Genomic DNA, 19014 nt, shown 5'->3' on the forward strand with positions numbered 1-19014 from the left:
AAACGCAGCCGGCGAGGGCTGCGTTTTCTGTCCATCAATCGACTCAGTGATGCTTGCGCGCCACCGGCTTGAGCAGCTCGGTCGGCGGGGTCTCGCAACTGATCTTGCGCCCCAGCAATGCCTCGATACCCGGCAACTGGTACGAATCGTCCTCACCGGCGAAGCTGATCGACACGCCACTGGTACCCGCACGGCCGGTACGGCCGATACGGTGCACGTAGTCGTCCGGGTCTTCGGGCAGGGTGAAGTTGATCACGTGGCTGATGCCGTCGATGTGGATCCCGCGACCGGCCACATCGGTGGCCACCAGCACGGTGACCCGGCCTTCGCGGAAATTCTCCAGGGTCTTGATGCGCTTGTGCTGCGGCACATCGCCCGACAATTGCGCGGCATTCACGCCGTCACGCACCAGGCGCTCTTCGATACGGCGCACCTCGTCCTTGCGGTTGGCGAACACGATGACCCGCTCCCACTTGTTCTCGGTCACCAGGTTGTACAGCAGCTTGTACTTGTCGGCACCGGCTACCGCATACACATGCTGCTCGACGGTTTCGCTGGCAACGTTCTCCGGCTCGATCTCGACGATGGCCGGGTCGGTGGTCCACTGTTGCGCCAGGTTCATCACGTCTTCGGTGAAGGTGGCCGAGAACAGCAGCGTCTGGCGCTCGCTCTTGGGCGGGGTCTGGCGGATGATCTGGCGAACCTGCGGGATGAAGCCCATGTCGAGCATGCGGTCGGCTTCGTCCAGCACCAGCACCTCGACCATGTCCAGGTGCGCTTCGCCGCGCTGGTTGAAGTCCAGCAGGCGACCCGGGGTGGCCACCAGGATGTCGCAGTGGCGTGCCTCAAGGGCCTTGAGCTGCTTGTCGAAGTCCATGCCACCGACGAACGTCATCACGTTCAGGCCGGTGTACTTGGTCAGCTCGGCGGCGTCCTTGGCGATCTGCACCACCAGTTCGCGGGTAGGGGCGATGATCAGCGCCCGCGGCTCGCCCATGTAGCGCTCTTTGGGCGGCGGGGTCTGTTGCAGCTGGCTGATGATCGAGATCAGGAACGCGGCGGTCTTGCCGGTGCCGGTCTGGGCCCGGCCGATCGCATCCTTGCCACGCAGGGTGAAGCCCAGTACTTCGGCCTGGATCGGCGTGCAGTACGGGAAACCCAGGTCGTGGATGGCATGCATCAGCTCGGGCGAGAGCTTGAAGTCGTGGAAGCGGGTCTTGCCCTCTTGCGGTTCCACCACAAAGTCTTCCAGTTTCCAGGTGCTGGCCTGGGGTTTTGGCTTGCGCTCGCGGCGCGGCTTGGCCTCGGCCGGTTTGCTCGCCGGTTGCTCCAGGGGTTTTTCCGCCGGCTTTTCGGCGCGCGCTGGCGCGGCGGCTTCGGTCTGAGCCTTGAGCGGCGCGGCGGGAGCCGGGGCCTTGGGTGCTGCGGGCGGCTGCACGGTAGCAACGCTTTCGGTGGCGAGTTGCTCAACCTCGCTCTTTCCGAACATCTTCTTGAGTGCTTTGAGCACGGTCATCTCATCAATTGGTTAAGGAATGTACGCCGGCCAGTGTAATGCAAGATTCGGGCGCGGCGTAGTGGATTGCTCCGACAACTACAGACAAGGCGTTTTTTAGCGCAGACGCTCGATCAGCCAGGCGCCGATGTCCTGGATTTCCTCGGGCAGCACGGCGTGTTCCATCGGGTATTCCTTCCACTGCACGGTGACGCCCCAGCTGTTCAGGTACTCGAAGGCGGCACGCCCCATGGACGGGATGACCACCGGGTCGTACACGCCGTGCAGGCACAGCGCGGGAATGCGCTGCTGGCTGGCGCTGAGCACGGTGCTGTCGGTGAAGCTCGGGGCGTAGGTGGAAAGGGCCATTACCCCGCCCAGCGTCTCCTGCCACTTTACATAGGCGGTGTGCAGAACCACTGCACCGCCCTGGGAGAAGCCGGCCAGGATGATGCGCGACAGGGCGACGCCCTTGGCCTGTTCCTGCTTGATAAGGTCGATGACCGCCTGTGCCGAGGCGTCGAGTTGCGCTTCGTCGATGGCGCGTGCACCCGGCGTCAGCGCCTTGATGTCGTACCAGCTGGGCATGGCGTAGCCATTGTTGATGGTGACCGGCTGGGTGGGTGCCTGCGGCATCACGAAGCGCGTGCTCAGCAGTACTTCCTGCAGGGCTTCGGCCACCGGCATGAAGTCGTAGCGGTCGGCGCCCAGGCCATGCAGCCAGATGACACAGGCGTCGGCGGTTTTCTGGGGTTCGAGAATCAGGGGATTGGTCATGACTGCTCCGAAAAAGTGCACGCAGGCCGGGGTGCGTGCTTGAAAAAAGGCATCGCTGGCGTTGCGTGCAAGGCTGTCACAGAACAGTCGGTTGTGCCAATCACCCGCCGCACGCAGTGCTGCGCCGATGCGGCGTCAGGCCGGCGCGGTCAGTCCTCTTCCTTGGGCGCGGGTGCAGGCGGTGGACGCAGGCCGATCTCGGCGATCAGCTTCAGCGGCTTGCCGTTGCGCACCACTTCGATGGCCACCTTGTCGTTGGGCTTGATCCGCGCCACCTGGTTCATCGAGCGCCGGCCATCGCCGGCCGGTTCGCCGTTGATGCTCAGAATCACGTCACCCAGCTGCAGGCCGGCCTTCTGCGCCGGCCCGTCGCGGAAGATGCCCGCCACCACGATGCCTGGCCGGCCCTGCATGCCGAACGACTCGGCCAGCTCCTGGCTCAGCGGTTGCACCTCGATGCCCAGCCAGCCGCGAATCACCTGGCCATGCTCGATGATCGACTTCATCACCTCCAGCGCCAGCTTGGTGGGGATGGCGAAGCCGATGCCCTGCGAGCCGCCGGACTTGGAGAAGATCGCGGTGTTGATGCCGGTCAGGTTGCCATTGGCATCCACCAGCGCGCCACCGGAGTTGCCCGGGTTGATGGCCGCGTCGGTCTGGATGAAGTCTTCGTAGTTGTTCAGGCCCAGCTGGTTGCGCCCGGTGGCGCTGATGATGCCCATGGTCACGGTCTGGCCGACGCCGAACGGGTTGCCGATGGCCAGCGCCACATCACCGATGTGGATGTTGTCCGAGCGCCCGATGGTGATCGAGGGCAGGTTCTTGAGGTCGATCTTGAGCACGGCCAGGTCGGTTTCCGGGTCGCTGCCGATCACCCGTGCCAGGGTCTCGCGGCCGTCCTTGAGCGCCACCACGATCTGGTCGGCGCCGGAAGTCACGTGGTTGTTGGTCAGCAGGTAGCCCTCCGGGCTCATGATCACCGCCGAGCCCAGGCTCGATTCCCAGCGCCGCTGCTTGGGCAGGTTGTCACCGAAGAAGCGGCGGAACTGTGGGTCTTCGAACAGCGGGTGCGCGGTCTTGTTGACCACCTTGGTGGTGTACAGGTTGGCCACTGCGGGGGCCGCATTGCTCACCGCATCGGCATACGACACGGGGCCCTGCATCAGCCGCGTGGTCTGCGGCGCCTGCTGCAGGTTGACGTCCTGGCTGGGCAGGCCGACCCATTGGGGAAATTGCTGGATGACCAGCAGGGCGATCAGTACGCCGGTGACCAGTGGCCAGGCAAAGTAACGCAGAGCCTTGAACATGAGATGGATCCTGGGAGGTGGCCAGAGCCGATGCCGCAGTGGGGAGTAGATGAACGCGCGCGATCATACTGCGGCAAGGCCCGTGCAGGAACTGCTAAATCACGTCGAGCCATGACGGTCATGGCGCCGCGCCCCCGGGCAGTTGCCGTCGGTTTCCCCAAAAACGGTCGACGGCTCATAATGGCGGCCATTATACGAGGCCTTGTGCCACGCTGAACTGCTGAATTGAGGAGTCTTTGCATGGCTGTTGCCCTGAGCACCCTGGTCGAGGAAGCCGATCGCTACCTTGGCAGCGCAAAAATCCAGGACTACTGCCCCAACGGCCTGCAGGTCGAGGGCAACCCGCAAGTGTCGCGCATCGTCACCGGCGTCACCGCCAGCCAGGCATTGCTGGACGCTGCGGTCGAGGCGGGCGCCGACCTGGTGCTGGTGCACCACGGCTACTTCTGGAAGGGTGAGAACCCCTGCATCACCGGCATGAAGCAGCGCCGCCTCAAGACCCTGCTCAAACACGACCTGAGCCTGCTGGCCTACCACCTGCCGCTGGACCTGCACCCCGAGGTGGGCAACAACGTGCAGCTGGCGCGCCAGCTGGACATCACCGTCGAGGGCCCGCTGGACCCGGCCAACCCACGGGTGGTGGGGCTGGTGGGCTCGCTGGCCGAACCGATGTCGGCGCGGGATTTCGCGCGCAAGGTCAGCGACGTGATGGGCCGCGAGCCGCTGCTGATCGAAGGCGACGAGGTCATTCGCCGGGTGGGCTGGTGCACCGGCGGCGGCCAGGGCTACATCGACCAGGCGATTGCCGCAGGGGTCGACCTGTACTTGAGCGGCGAGGCGTCGGAACAGACTTTCCACAGTGCTCGCGAGAACGGCATCAGCTTCATCGCCGCCGGCCACCACGCCACCGAGCGTTACGGGGTGCAGGCGCTGGGCGATTACCTAGCACGTCGATTCGCTCTGGAACACCTGTTCATCGACTGCCCGAACCCGATCTGAGGCTAAAACGCCAAGGCATATTCTTATACTGTTTCGTTCTAGTAGCCTGCCTAAATAGAATCGGGTGCTGTGATAAAGTGGCCCGCTCGAACACGGCCCGCTGGCCGTCCATAAGATTGATTTTCCGTGAGTAGCCATGGTCGACAAGCTGACGCATTTGAAACAGTTGGAGGCGGAGAGCATCCACATCATTCGTGAGGTGGCCGCCGAGTTCGACAACCCGGTGATGCTGTACTCGATCGGCAAGGATTCGGCCGTGATGCTGCACCTGGCACGCAAGGCCTTCTTCCCGGGCAAGCTGCCGTTTCCGGTGATGCACGTCGACACCCAGTGGAAATTCCAGGAGATGTACAGCTTCCGCGACAAGATGGTCGAGGAAATGGGCCTGGAGCTGATCACCCACGTCAACCCCGATGGCGTTGCCCAGGGCATCAATCCGTTCACCCACGGCAGTGCCAAGCACACCGACATCATGAAGACCGAGGGCCTCAAGCAGGCGCTCGACAAGCACGGCTTCGACGCCGCCTTCGGTGGCGCGCGCCGCGACGAAGAGAAGTCGCGGGCCAAGGAGCGCGTGTACTCGTTCCGTGACAGCAAGCACCGCTGGGACCCGAAGAACCAGCGCCCAGAGCTGTGGAACGTGTACAACGGCAAGGTCAACAAGGGCGAGTCGATTCGCGTGTTCCCGCTGTCGAACTGGACCGAGCTGGATATCTGGCAGTACATCTACCTCGAAGGCATCCCGATCGTGCCGCTGTACTTTGCAGCCGAGCGCGAAGTGATCGAGAAGAACGGCACCCTGATCATGATCGATGACGAGCGCATCCTGGAGCACCTCTCGGATGAAGAGAAGGCTCGCATCGTCAAGAAGAAAGTGCGTTTCCGTACCCTTGGCTGCTACCCGTTGACGGGCGCGGTGGAGTCGGAGGCCGAGAGCCTGACCGACATCATTCAGGAAATGCTCCTGACGCGCACTTCCGAGCGCCAGGGCCGCGTCATCGACCACGATGGCGCAGGTTCCATGGAAGACAAGAAACGTCAGGGCTATTTCTAAGTTAGGGTCAGACCATGTCGCACCAATCCGAATTGATCAGCGAGGACATCCTCGCCTACCTGGCCCAGCACGAACGCAAGGAACTGCTGCGCTTCTTGACCTGTGGTAACGTCGACGACGGCAAGAGCACCCTGATCGGGCGCCTGCTGCACGACTCCAAGATGATCTACGAAGACCATCTGGAAGCCATTACCCGCGATTCGAAGAAAGTCGGCACCACCGGTGACGACATCGACCTGGCATTGCTGGTCGACGGCCTGCAGGCCGAGCGCGAGCAGGGCATCACCATCGATGTGGCCTACCGCTATTTCTCCACGGCCAAGCGCAAGTTCATCATCGCCGACACCCCGGGCCACGAGCAGTACACCCGCAACATGGCCACCGGTGCGTCCACCTGCGACCTGGCGATCATCCTGGTGGATGCGCGCTACGGCGTGCAGACCCAGACCCGCCGGCACAGCTACATCGCTTCGCTGCTGGGCATCAAGCACATCGTCGTGGCCGTGAACAAGATGGACCTCAAGGGCTTCGACCAGGACGTGTTCGAAGGCATCAAGGCCGACTACCTGAAGTTTGCCGAAGCCATCAACATGACCCCCAGCAGCCTGCACTTCGTGCCGATGTCGGCGCTCAAGGGCGACAACGTGGTCAACCGCAGCGAGCGTTCGCCGTGGTACACCGGCCCTGCGCTGATGGAAATCCTCGAAACCGTGGAAGTGGCGGCCGACCGCAACTTCACCGACCTGCGTTTTCCGGTGCAGTACGTCAACCGTCCCAACCTGAACTTCCGTGGCTTTGCCGGCACCCTGGCCAGCGGCGTGGTACACAAGGGCGACGAAATCGTGGTGCTGCCGTCGGGCAAGAGCAGCCGCGTGAAGTCCATCGTCACCTACGAAGGTGAGCTGGAGCAGGCCGGCCCGGGCCAGGCCGTGACCCTGACCATGGAAGACGAGATCGACATCTCCCGTGGCGACCTGCTGGTGCATGCCGACAACGTCCCGCCGGTGACCGACCAGTTCGACGCCATGCTGGTGTGGATGGCCGAAGAGCCGATGCTGCCGGGCAAGAAATACGACATCAAGCGCGCCACCAGCTACGTGCCGGGCTCGATTGCCAGCATCGCCCACAAGGTCGATGTGAACACCCTGGAACAGGGCGCTGCGAGTGCGTTGCAGCTCAACGAGATCGGCAAGGTCAAGGTGAGCCTGGATGCTCCGATCGCGCTGGACGGCTACGACAGCAACCGCACCACCGGCGCGTTCATCATCATCGACCGCCTGACCAACGGCACCGTGGGCGCGGGCATGATCATCGCGCCACCGGTACTGCCTCACGGCAGCACCGGCCAGCATGGCAGGCAGGCCCACGTGACCACCGAGGAGCGTGCCTTGCGCTTCGGCCAGCAGCCGGCCACCGTGCTGTTCAGCGGCCTGTCGGGCGCGGGCAAGAGCACCCTGGCGTATGCCGTTGAGCGCAAGCTGTTCGACATGGGCCGTGCGGTGTACGTGCTCGATGGGCAGAACCTGCGCCATGACCTGAACAAAGGCCTGCCGCAGGACCGTGCCGGGCGTACCGAGAACTGGCGTCGTGCTGCGCATGTGGCGCGTCAGTTCAACGAAGCGGGCTTGCTGACCCTGGCCGCGTTCGTGGCACCGGATGCCGAAGGCCGTGAACAGGCCAAGGCGCTGATCGGCAAGGAGCGCTTGCTGACCGTTTACGTCCAGGCTTCGCCGTTGGCGTGCCGTGAGCGTGATCCGCAGGGGCTGTACGCGGCCGGTGGCGACAACATCCCGGGCGAGAGCTTCCCATATGACGTGCCGCAGGATGCGGACCTGGTGATCGACACCCAGAGCGTTGGCGTGGAAGAGGGCGTCAAGCAGGTACTGGAACTGCTGCGCAAGCGTGGCGCGATCTAAGCGCTGCTGCTGAATGAAAAGCCCGCGATGGTGAAGGCCATCGCGGGCTTTTTTGTGGCGGCTGGCCGCTTCGCCGGCAAGGCCGGCTCCTACGGTGAGCGCAAGGCCATGCAGGAGCAGGCCTTGCCGGGGAAGTGCCCAGCGGACACGCCGCTTCAAATATGCTTCTGTGCCACCGGAATCACCCGCTTCTCCTTCACCGCCTTGAACGAGAAGCTCGAATAGATCTCCTTCACCCCCGGCAGCCGCTGCAGTACCTCGCGGGTGAACTCGCCGAACGACTCCAGATCCCGCGCCAGAATCTCCAGCAGGAAGTCATAGCGCCCGGAGATGTTGTGACACGCCACGATTTCGGGGATATCCATCAGCCGCTGCTCGAATGCCCGGGCCATCTCCTTGCTGTGCGAATCCATCATGATGCTGACGAAGGCGGTCACTCCGAAGCCCAGTGCCTTGGGTGACAGGATGGCCTGATAGCCGGTGATGTAGCCCGACTCCTCCAGCAGCTTGACCCGCCGCCAGCACGGCGAGGTGGTCAGGGCGACGCTGTCGGCGAGCTCGGCCACGGTCAGTCGGGCGTTGTCTTGCAGCGCGGCCAGCAGTGCGCGGTCGGTACGGTCGATGGCGCTAGGCATGTCTTGCCCTCCATAGCCTGTTCTTGTTGTTTTTATGTCAGTGAGCGGCGCTTTTCGTAGGCGTATTTGGAAAAATTTAAGCCGGTCTGTGGAATAAGCTTATAACAAACCACAAGAGGCGGTTGCCATGCACGGCTCCAACAAGCTCCCAGGATTTGCCACCCGCGCCATTCACCATGGCTACGACCCACAGGACCACGGCGGCGCACTGGTGCCACCGGTCTACCAGACCGCGACGTTCACCTTCCCCACCGTGGAATACGGCGCTGCGTGCTTTGCCGGCGAGCAGGCCGGGCATTTCTACAGCCGCATCTCCAACCCCACCCTCAACCTGCTGGAAGCACGCATGGCCTCGCTGGAAGGCGGCGAGGCCGGGCTGGCGCTGGCCTCGGGCATGGGGGCGATCACGTCCACGCTATGGACGCTGCTGCGCCCCGGTGACGAGGTGCTGCTGGGCAACACCCTGTACGGCTGCACCTTTGCCTTCTTGCACCACGGCATCGGCGAGTTCGGGGTCAAGCTGCGTCATGTGGACATGGCCGACCTGCAGGCATTGGAGGCGGCCATGACGCCGGCCACCCGGGTGATCTATTTCGAGTCGCCGGCCAACCCCAACATGCACATGGCCGATATCGCCGGCGTGGCGAAGATTGCACGCAAGCACGGCGCGACCGTGGTGGTCGACAACACCTACTGCACGCCGTACCTGCAACGGCCACTGGAGCTGGGCGCCGACCTGGTGGTGCATTCGGCCACCAAGTACCTGAGCGGCCATGGCGACATCACTGCTGGCATTGTGGTGGGCAGCCAGGCACTGGTGGACCGTATACGTCTGCAGGGCCTCAAGGACATGACCGGTGCGGTGCTCTCGCCCCATGACGCCGCACTGCTGATGCGCGGCATCAAGACCCTCAACCTGCGCATGGACCGCCACTGCGCCAACGCTCAGGTGCTGGCCGAGTTCCTCGCCGGGCAGCCGCAGGTAGAGCTGATCCATTACCCGGGCCTGGCGAGCTTCCCGCAGTACACCCTGGCCCGCCAGCAGATGAGCCAGCCGGGCGGCATGATCGCCTTCGAACTCAAGGGCGGCATCGGTGCCGGGCGGCGGTTCATGAACGCCCTGCAACTGTTCAGCCGGGCGGTGAGCCTGGGCGATGCCGAGTCGCTGGCGCAGCACCCGGCAAGCATGACTCATTCCAGCTATACCCCAGAGGAGCGTGCGCATTACGGCATCTCCGAGGGGCTGGTGCGGTTGTCGGTGGGGCTGGAAGACATCGACGACCTGCTGGCCGATGTGCAACAGGCACTCAAGGCGAGTGCCTGAACCCGTCACGGATGAGGTCAATGCAATGGTGGCAATGATGAACCTTGTGCCTGGCGACGGCGTGCCCGGTGACAGCGACCCTGGCGAAACTGCAGAGTGGCTGGAGGCGCTGGAGTCGACCCTGGCGCACTGCGGCCCAGCCCGCGCGCGGTTTCTGCTCGAACAGTTGGAGGCGCATGCCCGCGAACTGGGCCTGGAGCGTGGTGCCCAGCCGTACTCGGCGTACCGCAACACCCTGTCGCTCGAACATCAGGGCGCCTACCCGGGCGACCTGGAACTGGACGAGCGCATCACCAGCATCCTGCGCTGGAATGCCCTGGCGATGGTGGTGCGTGCCAACCATGCTTACGGTGACCTGGGCGGTCACATCGCCAGTTACGCTTCGGCCGCAGAGATCTTCGAGGTGGGGTTTCAGCATTTTTTTCGCGGCGAGGAGGGCGGCGAGCAGCGCACGGCCGACCTGGTGTTCTTCCAGCCGCACTCGGCGCCCGGCATCTATGCCCGGGCCTTTCTTGAAGGGCGCCTGAGCGAGGCTCAGCTGGCCAGCTATCGGCAGGAGGTCGCAGGCGATGGCCTGTGCTCCTACCCGCACCCGTGGCTGATGCCCGACTTCTGGCAGTTTCCCACCGGGTCGATGGGCATCGGCCCGCTCAACGCCGTGTACCAGGCGCGCTTCATGCGCTACCTGCAGCACCGCGGCCTGGCTGATACCGCGCAGCGCCATGTGTGGGGCGTGTTCGGCGATGGCGAGATGGACGAGCCCGAATCCATCGCCGGGCTGACGCTGGCGGCCCGTGAGCAACTCGACAACCTGACCTTCATCGTCAACTGCAACCTGCAGCGCCTGGATGGTCCGGTGCGTGGCAATGGCCAGATCATCCAGGAGCTGGAGTCGCTGTTCAGCGGCGCCGGCTGGAACGTGATCAAGGTGTTGTGGGGCTCGGAATGGGATGCGCTGTTTGCCCGCGACAGCGAGCACGTGCTGCTGCGCCAGCTGGCGGCAACCCCCGACGGCCAGTTCCAGACCTTGGGGGCCAATGACGGCGCCTACAACCTGGAACACTTCTTCAACCAGCACCCGGCCTTGCAGCGCCTGGTCGAGCACATGAGCTCGGCCGAGATCAACGCGCTCAAGCGCGGTGGCCATGATTTTCGCAAGCTGTATGCCGCCTTTGCCGCCGCCAAGGCGTGCAAGGGCCGGCCGACGGTGATCCTGGCCAAGACCAAGAAGGGCTACGGCATGAGTGCGGCCGGCGAGTCGCGCATGACCGCGCACCAGGCCAAGAAGCTCGACGTGCAGGCGCTGCTGGCCTTCCGTGACCGCTTCCACTTGCCCTTGAGCGATGCGCAGGTTGAGCAGTTGCAGTTCTACCGGCCGGACGAAAACAGCCGGGAGATGCGCTACCTGCGCGAGCGGCGCAATGCCCTGGGCGGCAGCCTGCCGTCGCGGCGGCCCCAGGCGCGCACGCTGCCGGTACCGGCGCTGGAGGTGATGGGCGGTTTTGCAATGCACGCCGAGGGCAAGGAGATGTCCACCACCATGGCTGCGGTGCGCATGCTCGGTGCCTGGCTCAAGGCCCCGGAGCTGGGGCCGCGGGTGGTGCCGATCGTCGCCGATGAAGCGCGCACCTTCGGCATGGCCAGCCTGTTCCGGCAGATCGGCATCTACTCGCCCCATGGGCAGCGCTACGAACCCGAAGATGCCAGTTCGCTGCTCTCCTACAGGGAGTCGCGCGATGGTCAGTTGCTGGAGGAGGGCATCACCGAGGCCGGGGCCCTGTCGTCCTGGGTAGCGGCGGCCACCTCCTATGCGGTGCATGGCGAGCCGATGTTGCCGGTGTACATCTATTACTCGATGTTCGGCTTCCAGCGGGTCGGCGACCTGATATGGGCGGCGGCCGACCAGCGTGCACGGGGCCTGCTGCTGGGGGCTACGGCAGGGCGCACCACCCTGGGCGGCGAAGGCTTGCAGCACCAGGATGGCTCGAGCCTGGTGATGGCGGCCATGGTGCCCAACTGCCGCGCCTGGGAGCCGTGCTTTGCCGGCGAACTGGCGGTGATTCTGGAACACGCGGCGCGGCGCATGCTGGTGGAGCAGTGCGACGAGTTTCACTATGTGGCGGTGATGAATGAAAGTTATCCACACCCCTCCCTGCCACCTGAGGCACATGCGGCAGTGTTGCGCGGGATGTACCGGTTTGCCGAACAGCCGGTGGAGCATGCCCTGGGGCGGGTTCGCCTGCTGGGCTCCGGGGCGATCCTGCGCGAGGTGATCGCCGCGAGCGAGCTGCTGGCGGCGGGCTGGGGCATCGCCAGCGAGGTGTTCAGTGTGACCAGCTTCAGCGAACTGGCGCGTGATGCACGGGATGTGCAGCGCGGGCAGCGTCTGGGGCTGGGTGGCAGCAGCCATCTGGCGCAATGCCTGGTGGGAGATACGCCGGTGATTGCCGCAACTGACTATGTACGTGCCTGGCCGCAATTGATTGCCGAGTACGTGCCGGCGCCGTACGTGACGCTGGGCACCGACGGCTTCGGGCGCAGCGATACGCGCCAGCGGTTGCGCCAGTTCTTCGAGGTGGACCGCTTCAGTGTGGTGCTGGCCAGCTTGCAGGCGCTGGTGGATGACGGGCTGCTGGAGGTCGATGTGATGGCGCAGGCACGGGCCAGGTATCCGGCGCTGGATGCGGCGGGCCCCTGGTATCGTTGATGTGAGGGGATGAAAAAAGGGGCCGGTGATCGGCCCCTTTTTTCTTTGTATCGGATGGTTGGGTGTGGCATTCGCCGGCAAGGCCGGCTCCAGCAGGAGCGCGCCATGCCAGTGACGGGGCCGCTGCGATCAGCGCTTGAGCCCGTAATGCTCATCCAGCATGCCCGGGGTGTTCGGTGCCTTGGGCGCGTAGTCGCGTGGCACTTCGGTGTCCTTGGGCGGGGTCAGACGGTCACGCGGGCCCTGCGCTTCGGAGTGCAGTGCGGCCAGCAGGCGCTGACGGGTCTGTTCGTCCAGGGCCAGACGGTTGGCGCCTTCGGCCAGGTGGTCCTGCACTTCCTGGTAGCTCTGGGTCAGCTTCTTGACCAGCGCCGCGGTGCTGTTGAAATGGGTCACCACTTCACTCTGATAACTGTCAAAACGTTCCTGGATATCGTCCAGCTGCCGCTGGGTGCTGCTCGGGGCGGCATTGGGCAAGAGGCGGGCGACCAGGAAACCAACGACTACACCCACTACCAGGGCCAGGGTCGGCAACAACCAAACTAAGAGCGAGAGTTCCACGAGTCCTTCCTCTATAAACGGCTTTGCTTTACGTTAACGGCTCGGACCTGCGCTGTATACCGCGAGCGATCGCAAATATCTCAGACAGAATCATCAGCTAGACGAGTCGACCCCTCCAGAGGTCACGGAGTTCACCCTTGCTTATCCGCGAAACCCCCGTATTCATCGATGGCCCGGTTGGCCAGCTGGAAGCCCTGTACCTGGACGTGGCAGACCCTCGCGGCATCGTCCTGCTGTGCCACCCCAACCCCGTGCAGGGCGGCACCATGACCAACAAGGTGGTGTCGATGCTGCAGCGCACCGCACGCGATGCCGGCTACATCACCCTGCGCTTCAACTACCGCGGTGTAGGCCAGAGCGCTGGCAGCCATGACATGGGCAGCGGCGAAGTCGACGATGCACAGGCCGCTGCAGCCTGGCTGCGCGAAAAACATCCCGAATTACCTTTGACGCTGATGGGCTTCTCCTTCGGCGGCTTCGTCGCGGCCAGCCTCGGCGGCCGGCTCGAAGCCCAGGGCGTCACGCTCAAGCACCTGTTCATGGTAGCCCCGGCAGTGATGCGCCTTGGCGGTACCGACGGCCTGCCGCAGGCAGGTGCCTTGAGCGTGATCCAGCCCGAAACCGACGAGGTGATCGATCCGCAGATCGTCTACGCCTGGTCCGATGCACTGGCGCGCCCCCATGAGCTGCTGAAAGTGGCAGAATGCGGTCACTTTTTTCACGGCAAGCTGACCGACCTCAAGGATCTGGTGCTGCCACGCCTTTCGAACTGATACAAGCCTGATAAGCGATTACCCATGACCACTCGTATCCTTACCGGTATCACCACCACGGGCACGCCGCACCTTGGCAACTATGCCGGTGCCATCCGCCCGGCGGTCCTCGCCAGCCAGCAGCCGGGCGTCGACTCGTTCTACTTCCTGGCCGACTACCATGCGCTGATCAAGTGCGATGACCCGCAGCGCATCCAGCGCTCGCGTCTGGAAATCGCCGCCACCTGGCTGGCCGGCGGCCTGGACCCGGAACGCGTGACCTTCTACCGCCAGTCCGACATTCCCGAGATCCCCGAGCTGACCTGGCTGCTGACCTGCGTGGCGGCCAAGGGCCTGCTCAATCGCGCGCATGCCTACAAGGCCTCGGTGGACAAGAACCTGGAAAGCGGCGAAGACCCGGATGCGGGCGTGAGCATGGGCCTGTACAGCTATCCGGTGCTGATGGCGGCGGACATCCTGATGTTCAATGCCAACAAGGTGCCGGTGGGGCGCGACCAGATCCAGCACGTGGAAATGGCCCGTGATATCGGGCAGCGCTTCAACCACCTGTTCGGCCAGGGCAAGGACTTCTTCGCCATGCCCGAGGCGCTGATCGAGGAAAGCGTGGCCACCTTGCCGGGCCTGGACGGTCGCAAGATGTCCAAGAGCTACGACAACACCATCCCGCTGTTCACCAGTGCCAAGGAGATGAAGGACGCGATCTCGCGCATCGTCACCGACTCGCGCGCGCCGGGCGAGGCCAAGGACCCGGACAACTCGCACCTGTTCACCCTGTTCCAGGCCTTTGCCACCGCCGAGCAAGCCGAAGCCTTCCGCAGCGAGCTGCTGCAGGGGCTGGGTTGGGGCGAAGCCAAGCAGCGCCTGTTCCAGCTGGTCGACGGCCAGTTGAGCGCGCCGCGCGAGCATTACCACCAGCTGATTTCCCGCCCGGCGGACCTGGAGGATATTCTTCTGGCCGGCGCGCAGAAGGCCCGCAAGATCGCCACGCCGTTTCTTGAGCAACTGCGCGAAGCAGTGGGCCTGCGCTCGTTCCGCAGCACGGTTCAGGTCAGCGGTGAAACCAGGAAGAAGGCGGTCAAGGCGGCACGCTTCGTGAGCTTCCGTGAAGAGGACGGCAGCTTCCGCTTCCGTCTGCTGGCAGCCGACGGCGAGCAGTTGCTGCTGTCGCGCAGCTTTGCCGACGGCAAGGCGGCCGGTGCGGTGAGCAAGCAGTTGCAACTGGGCCAGCCGCTGGATGTACGTGACGAAGGCCTGGGCTTCAGCCTGTGGCTGGAAGGCGAGTGCGTGGCCGACGGCCCGCAGTTCGCCGATGCCACGGCGCGCGATGCCGCCATCGAGAGCCTGCGCGCTGCCTTGCAGCCCCAGCAGGACTGACCGTCAATCGCAAGTCTGATTGCCATTACCCGGGGCCGTCGCTACAGTGACGGCCCGCTTTTGTTGCCTTGCTAACGAATTATGACGCCCCTAGAACGATATCAAGCAGATCTGAAACGTCCCGAATTCTTCCATGACGCGGCGCAGGAAACAGCGGTGCGTCACTTGCAGCGCCTGTACGACGACCTGGTCGCGGCGCACAACAGCAAGCCGGGTGTGTTCGGCAAGCTGTTCGGCAGGAAAGAGCAGGCGCCCGTCAAGGGCCTGTATTTCTGGGGTGGGGTAGGGCGCGGTAAGACCTACCTGGTCGATACGTTCTATGAGGCGCTGCCTTTCCCGCAGAAAGTGCGTACGCACTTCCACCGCTTCATGAAGCGCGTGCACGAGGAAATGAAGACCCTCAAGGGCGAGAAGAACCCGCTGACCATCATTGCCAAGCGGTTCTCCGACGAGGCGCGGGTGATCTGCTTCGACGAGTTCTTCGTGTCCGATATCACCGACGCGATGATCCTTGGCACCCTGATGGAGGAGCTGTTCAAGAACGGCGTGACCCTGGTGGCCACCTCCAACATCGTGCCGGACGGCCTGTACAAGGACGGCCTGCAGCGTGCGCGCTTCCTGCCGGCAATTGCCCTGATCAAGCAGAACACCGACATCGTCAACGTCGACAGCGGCGTGGACTATCGCCTGCGTCACCTGGAGCAGGCCGAGCTGTTCCACTTCCCGCTGAATGAAGCGGCCCACGAAAGCCTGCGCAAGAGCTTTCGCGCATTGACGCCGGAATGCACCCAGGCGGTGGAAAACGACGTGCTGATGATCGAGAACCGCGAGATCCGTGCGCTGCGTACCTGCGACGACGTGGCCTGGTTCGACTTCCGCGAACTGTGCGACGGCCCGCGCAGCCAGAACGACTACATCGAACTGGGCAAGATCTTCCATGCGGTGCTGCTCAGTGGCGTGGAGCAGATGGGCGTGGCCACCGACGACCTGGCGCGTCGCTTCATCAACATGGTCGACGAGTTCTACGACCGCAACGTCAAGCTGATCATCTCGGCTGAAGTGGAGCTCAAGGACCTGTACACCGGCGGGCGCCTGAGCTTCGAGTTCCAGCGTACCCTGAGCCGCTTGCTGGAGATGCAGTCCCACGAGTTCCTGTCGCGGGCACACAAGCCTTAAATCGCGTCACTGCTGTCGCGGCTCACGCCCGCTCCCACAGAGGTTTGCAGCGAACCTGTGGGGGCGGGCGTGACCCGCGATAGGCCCTCAGGCCTCCTGCATGAATTGCTGCCGATACTGGTTAGGCGACAGCTCCGTGTGCTGCCTGAACAATCGCGCAAAAAAGCTGGCGTCGTCATAGCCCACCTCGTAGCTGATGGTCTTGATGCTCTTGCGCGTCCCTGACAGCAAGCCCTTCGCCGTCTCGATCCGCAGCCGTTGCAGATAATGCAGCGGCTTGTCCCCCGTCGCACTCTGGAACCTGCGCATGAAGTTGCGGATGCTCATGCCATGGTTGCGTGCCACGTCCTCGAAACGGAACTTGTCGGCGAAGTGTTCCTCCAGCCACTGCTGGATCTGCAGGATGATCAGGTCCTGGTGCAGCTTCTGTCCGCCAAAGCCCATGCGCCCCGGGGTGTAGTTGCGTTGCACCTCGTAGAGGATGTCGCGGGCCACGGCCTGGGCCACGTTGGCCCCGCAGAAGCGCTCGATCAGGTAGATGTACAGGTCGCAGGCCGAGGTGGCGCCGCCGGCGCAATAGAGGTTGTCGGCATCGGTGAGGTGTTTGTCCTGGTTCAGCGACACCTTCGGGAAGCGTTCGGCGAACTGGCCGAAGAAGCGCCAGTAGGTGGTGGCCTCCTTGCCATCGAGCAGGCCGGCCTCGGCCAGCCAGAACACGCCGCTGGCCTCGCCGCACAGCACAGCGCCTCGGGCATGCTGCTCGCGCAGCCAGGGCAGTACCTGGGGGTAGCGCTGGCACAGGGCATCGAAGTCGTCCCAGAACGCCGGCAGGATGATCACGTCGGCCTGCTCGAGGCCGCTGTCCACCGGTAGCTGCACGCCGCTGAAGCTCTGCACGGGCAGCCCGTCGGGGCTCACGAGGCGGGTTTCGAACATCGGTTGCAGGCCCAGGCCCAGTTGCTTGCCATAGCGCAGGCTGGCCAGGTGGAAGAAATCCTTGGCCTGCATCAGGGTCGATGCGAATACCTTGTCGATGGCCAGGATGCTGACGCGCCGCAGCGATGCGGTAGGTTGGGTAAACATCATTGTCGTTATTCTTATAGGGTAGAGTGGTCAATCACCGGCTGGATCGTCTTATTTTTTGGCGATTGTGTCTACCCTCGGTTCCCGCAGCGGGCTGCGGGAACCGTTGCAGCGCTTTACGGGGCGGGGTTGGGCTGATCCTGGTGGATCGCATCGATGGCGGCCAGCAGCTCGTCACCGAGCTTCAGGCTGGCGCTTGCCAGGTTGCTGTCCAGTTGCGCCAGCGAGGTGGCGCCGATGATGTTGCTGGTCACGAACGGCTGCTGGGTCACGAAGGCCAGGGCCATCTGTGCCGGGTCCAGGCCGTGCTCGCGGGCCAGGGCCACATAACGGCTGCACGCGGCGACGGTCTGCGGGTTGGAATAGCGCGAGAAGCGGTTGAACAGGGTCAGGCGGCCGTTTTCCGGGCGCGCGCCGTTCTCGTACTTGCCCGACAGCATGCCGAAGGCCAGCGGCGAGTAGGCCAGCAGGCCGCACTGCTCGCGGATGGCGATTTCCGCCAGGCCCACTTCGAAGCTGCGGTTGAGCAGGTTGTACGGGTTCTGGATCGAGACCGCACGGGGCCAGCCGCGGCTTTCGGCCAGTTGCAGGAACTTCATGGTGCCCCACGGGGTTTCGTTGGACAGGCCGATGTGGCGGATCTTGCCTGCCTTGACCTGCTCGTCGAGCACTTCGAGGGTTTCTTCCAGCGGCGTGAAGTGGTCCTGGGGCAGGTGCTGGTAGCCCAGCTTGCCGAAGAAGTTGGTACTGCGCTCGGGCCAGTGCAGCTGGTACAGGTCGATCCAGTCGGTCTGCAGGCGCTTGAGGCTGGCGTCCAGGGCTGCCACGATGTGCTGGCGGTTGTGCTTGAGCTGGCCGTCGCGAATGTGGCTGATGCCGTTGCCGGGGCCGGCCACCTTGCTGGCCAGGATCCAGTCGGCGCGATCGCCGCGCTGGCTGAACCAGTTGCCGATGATCTGCTCGGTGGCCGAGTAGGTTTCCGGGCGCGGCGGCACCGGGTACATCTCCGCGGTATCGATGAAATTGATCCCGGCCGCCTTGGCCCGTTCGATCTGGGCGAAGCCCTCGGCCTGGTCGTTCTGCTCGCCCCAGGTCATGCTGCCCAGGCACAATGCACTCACGTTGAGGTCGGTGCGACCCAGCTGGCGATACTCCATGACGATCTCCACGGCAAAAGAAGCATAAAAGCAGGTTGATATTTTTTCTGCAATCTGGATAATTCTGCACCTCTCTCAGCAGTGGAAGTGATGCCCCGCCGCCGAAGAATCTTGCCGAGTATTGGACGTGCTGACCCGAGCCCCCGATAGCGTCCGTATCCGGCTGCCTTTGACCTTGTCAAAGTACGCACTATTCAGTAAGATCTGCCGTCTTAAAATTGCGGGACGGCCCCTGAGGCTATAAAGAATGAAAACTTTTACTGCTAAACCGGAAACAGTAAAACGCGACTGGTTCGTCGTTGACGCTGCTGGCAAGACCCTGGGTCGTCTGGCCACTGAGATCGCGAGCCGTCTGCGTGGCAAGCACAAGCCAGAATACACCCCTCACGTTGACACCGGCGACTACATCGTCGTGATCAATGCCGAGCAGGTACGTGTTACTGGTGCCAAGACTTCGGACAAAATGTACTACTCCCACTCCGGTTTCCCGGGCGGCATCAAGGAAATCAACTTCGAGAAGTTGATCGCCAAAGCGCCTGAGCGCGTGATCGAGACCGCGGTAAAGGGCATGCTGCCTAAAAACCCGCTGGGTCGCGACATGTACCGTAAGCTGAAAGTCTATGCGGGCGCTGTACACCCTCATACTGCTCAGCAGCCCCAAGAACTGAAGATTTAA

Annotated in this window: 16 protein-coding genes; 9 read left to right on the forward strand and 7 right to left on the reverse strand. The window is 63.7% G+C overall.

The features are described from left to right. Window positions 1-43: 43 nt before the first annotated feature. The 3 genes from rhlB to algW form a co-directional block, all read right to left on the reverse strand. The gene (gene rhlB, locus ACPRTJ_RS15140; protein ID WP_254996645.1) at window positions 44-1510 is read right to left on the reverse strand and encodes an ATP-dependent RNA helicase RhlB; all 1467 of its coding nucleotides are present in this window, start codon (window positions 1508-1510) and stop codon (window positions 44-46) included. A 102-nt stretch (window positions 1511-1612) separates the two neighbouring features. Then, the gene (locus ACPRTJ_RS15145) at window positions 1613-2272 is read right to left on the reverse strand and encodes an alpha/beta hydrolase (protein WP_426427083.1); all 660 of its coding nucleotides are present in this window, start codon (window positions 2270-2272) and stop codon (window positions 1613-1615) included. A 149-nt stretch (window positions 2273-2421) separates the two neighbouring features. Further along, a complete protein-coding gene (algW, locus tag ACPRTJ_RS15150) occupies window positions 2422-3579 on the reverse strand; it encodes a Do family serine endopeptidase AlgW (protein WP_043861017.1) in 1158 nt (385 codons plus the stop codon). A gap of 240 nt (window positions 3580-3819) precedes the next feature. Here algW and ACPRTJ_RS15155 point away from each other — a divergent pair, with 240 nt between their 5' ends. The 3 genes from ACPRTJ_RS15155 to cysN all read left to right on the forward strand — a co-directional run bounded on the left by ACPRTJ_RS15155 (window position 3820) and on the right by cysN (window position 7548). Further along, window positions 3820-4578 (forward strand): Nif3-like dinuclear metal center hexameric protein, encoded by a 759-nt coding sequence (locus tag ACPRTJ_RS15155; protein WP_043861018.1) that lies wholly within the window; start codon window positions 3820-3822, stop codon window positions 4576-4578. A 136-nt stretch (window positions 4579-4714) separates the two neighbouring features. Beyond that, window positions 4715-5632 carry a sulfate adenylyltransferase subunit CysD gene (gene cysD, locus ACPRTJ_RS15160; RefSeq protein WP_058540870.1) on the forward strand — a complete coding sequence of 306 codons (918 nt, stop codon included), beginning with the start codon at window positions 4715-4717 and terminating at the stop codon, window positions 5630-5632. A 14-nt stretch (window positions 5633-5646) separates the two neighbouring features. Beyond that, window positions 5647-7548: a sulfate adenylyltransferase subunit CysN gene (cysN, locus tag ACPRTJ_RS15165; RefSeq protein WP_123752848.1), complete on the forward strand. Its 1902-nt coding sequence runs from the start codon at window positions 5647-5649 to the stop codon at window positions 7546-7548. A gap of 155 nt (window positions 7549-7703) precedes the next feature. Here cysN and ACPRTJ_RS15170 read toward each other — a convergent pair whose 3' ends face one another. Beyond that, entirely contained in the window at window positions 7704-8183 is a 480-nt protein-coding gene (locus ACPRTJ_RS15170) for an Lrp/AsnC family transcriptional regulator (RefSeq protein ID WP_043861021.1), read from the reverse strand. Between the two features lie 127 nt (window positions 8184-8310). Between ACPRTJ_RS15170 and ACPRTJ_RS15175 the strand changes: the two genes are divergently transcribed. Further along, window positions 8311-9507, forward strand: a complete 1197-nt coding sequence (locus ACPRTJ_RS15175; protein WP_043861022.1) for a methionine gamma-lyase — start codon at window positions 8311-8313, stop codon at window positions 9505-9507. A gap of 25 nt (window positions 9508-9532) precedes the next feature. After that, complete coding sequence (gene mdeB / locus ACPRTJ_RS15180) at window positions 9533-12214, forward strand: alpha-ketoglutarate dehydrogenase (RefSeq protein WP_426427084.1); 2682 nt, start codon at window positions 9533-9535, stop codon at window positions 12212-12214. 129 nt (window positions 12215-12343) lie between these two features. Here mdeB and ACPRTJ_RS15185 read toward each other — a convergent pair whose 3' ends face one another. Continuing rightward, window positions 12344-12775 (reverse strand): YhcB family protein, encoded by a 432-nt coding sequence (locus tag ACPRTJ_RS15185; RefSeq protein WP_043862040.1) that lies wholly within the window; start codon window positions 12773-12775, stop codon window positions 12344-12346. Window positions 12776-12912: 137 nt separating this feature from the next. On the opposite strand from ACPRTJ_RS15185, the gene ACPRTJ_RS15190 reads away from it, so the two are divergent. The 3 genes from ACPRTJ_RS15190 to zapE all read left to right on the forward strand — a co-directional run bounded on the left by ACPRTJ_RS15190 (window position 12913) and on the right by zapE (window position 16098). Further along, window positions 12913-13548, forward strand: a complete 636-nt coding sequence (locus ACPRTJ_RS15190) for an alpha/beta hydrolase (protein WP_054914842.1) — start codon at window positions 12913-12915, stop codon at window positions 13546-13548. Window positions 13549-13572: 24 nt separating this feature from the next. Beyond that, window positions 13573-14922 (forward strand): tryptophan--tRNA ligase, encoded by a 1350-nt coding sequence (locus tag ACPRTJ_RS15195; RefSeq protein ID WP_286901260.1) that lies wholly within the window; start codon window positions 13573-13575, stop codon window positions 14920-14922. An 81-nt stretch (window positions 14923-15003) separates the two neighbouring features. Then, window positions 15004-16098, forward strand: a complete 1095-nt coding sequence (zapE, locus tag ACPRTJ_RS15200) for a cell division protein ZapE (RefSeq protein ID WP_043862043.1) — start codon at window positions 15004-15006, stop codon at window positions 16096-16098. An 87-nt stretch (window positions 16099-16185) separates the two neighbouring features. On the opposite strand, the gene ACPRTJ_RS15205 is transcribed toward zapE, so the two are convergent. Together ACPRTJ_RS15205 and ACPRTJ_RS15210 are read right to left on the reverse strand one after the other, a co-directional pair. Then, a complete protein-coding gene (locus ACPRTJ_RS15205) occupies window positions 16186-17082 on the reverse strand; it encodes a GlxA family transcriptional regulator (RefSeq protein ID WP_167400212.1) in 897 nt (298 codons plus the stop codon). A 215-nt stretch (window positions 17083-17297) separates the two neighbouring features. After that, the gene (locus ACPRTJ_RS15210; protein ID WP_043862044.1) at window positions 17298-18338 is read right to left on the reverse strand and encodes an NADP(H)-dependent aldo-keto reductase; all 1041 of its coding nucleotides are present in this window, start codon (window positions 18336-18338) and stop codon (window positions 17298-17300) included. A gap of 247 nt (window positions 18339-18585) precedes the next feature. Here ACPRTJ_RS15210 and rplM point away from each other — a divergent pair, with 247 nt between their 5' ends. Next, entirely contained in the window at window positions 18586-19014 is a 429-nt protein-coding gene (gene rplM, locus ACPRTJ_RS15215) for a 50S ribosomal protein L13 (RefSeq protein ID WP_043862045.1), read from the forward strand.

The sequence above is a fragment of the Pseudomonas palmensis genome (assembly GCF_049942755.1).
Classification (GTDB): domain Bacteria; phylum Pseudomonadota; class Gammaproteobacteria; order Pseudomonadales; family Pseudomonadaceae; genus Aquipseudomonas; species Aquipseudomonas palmensis.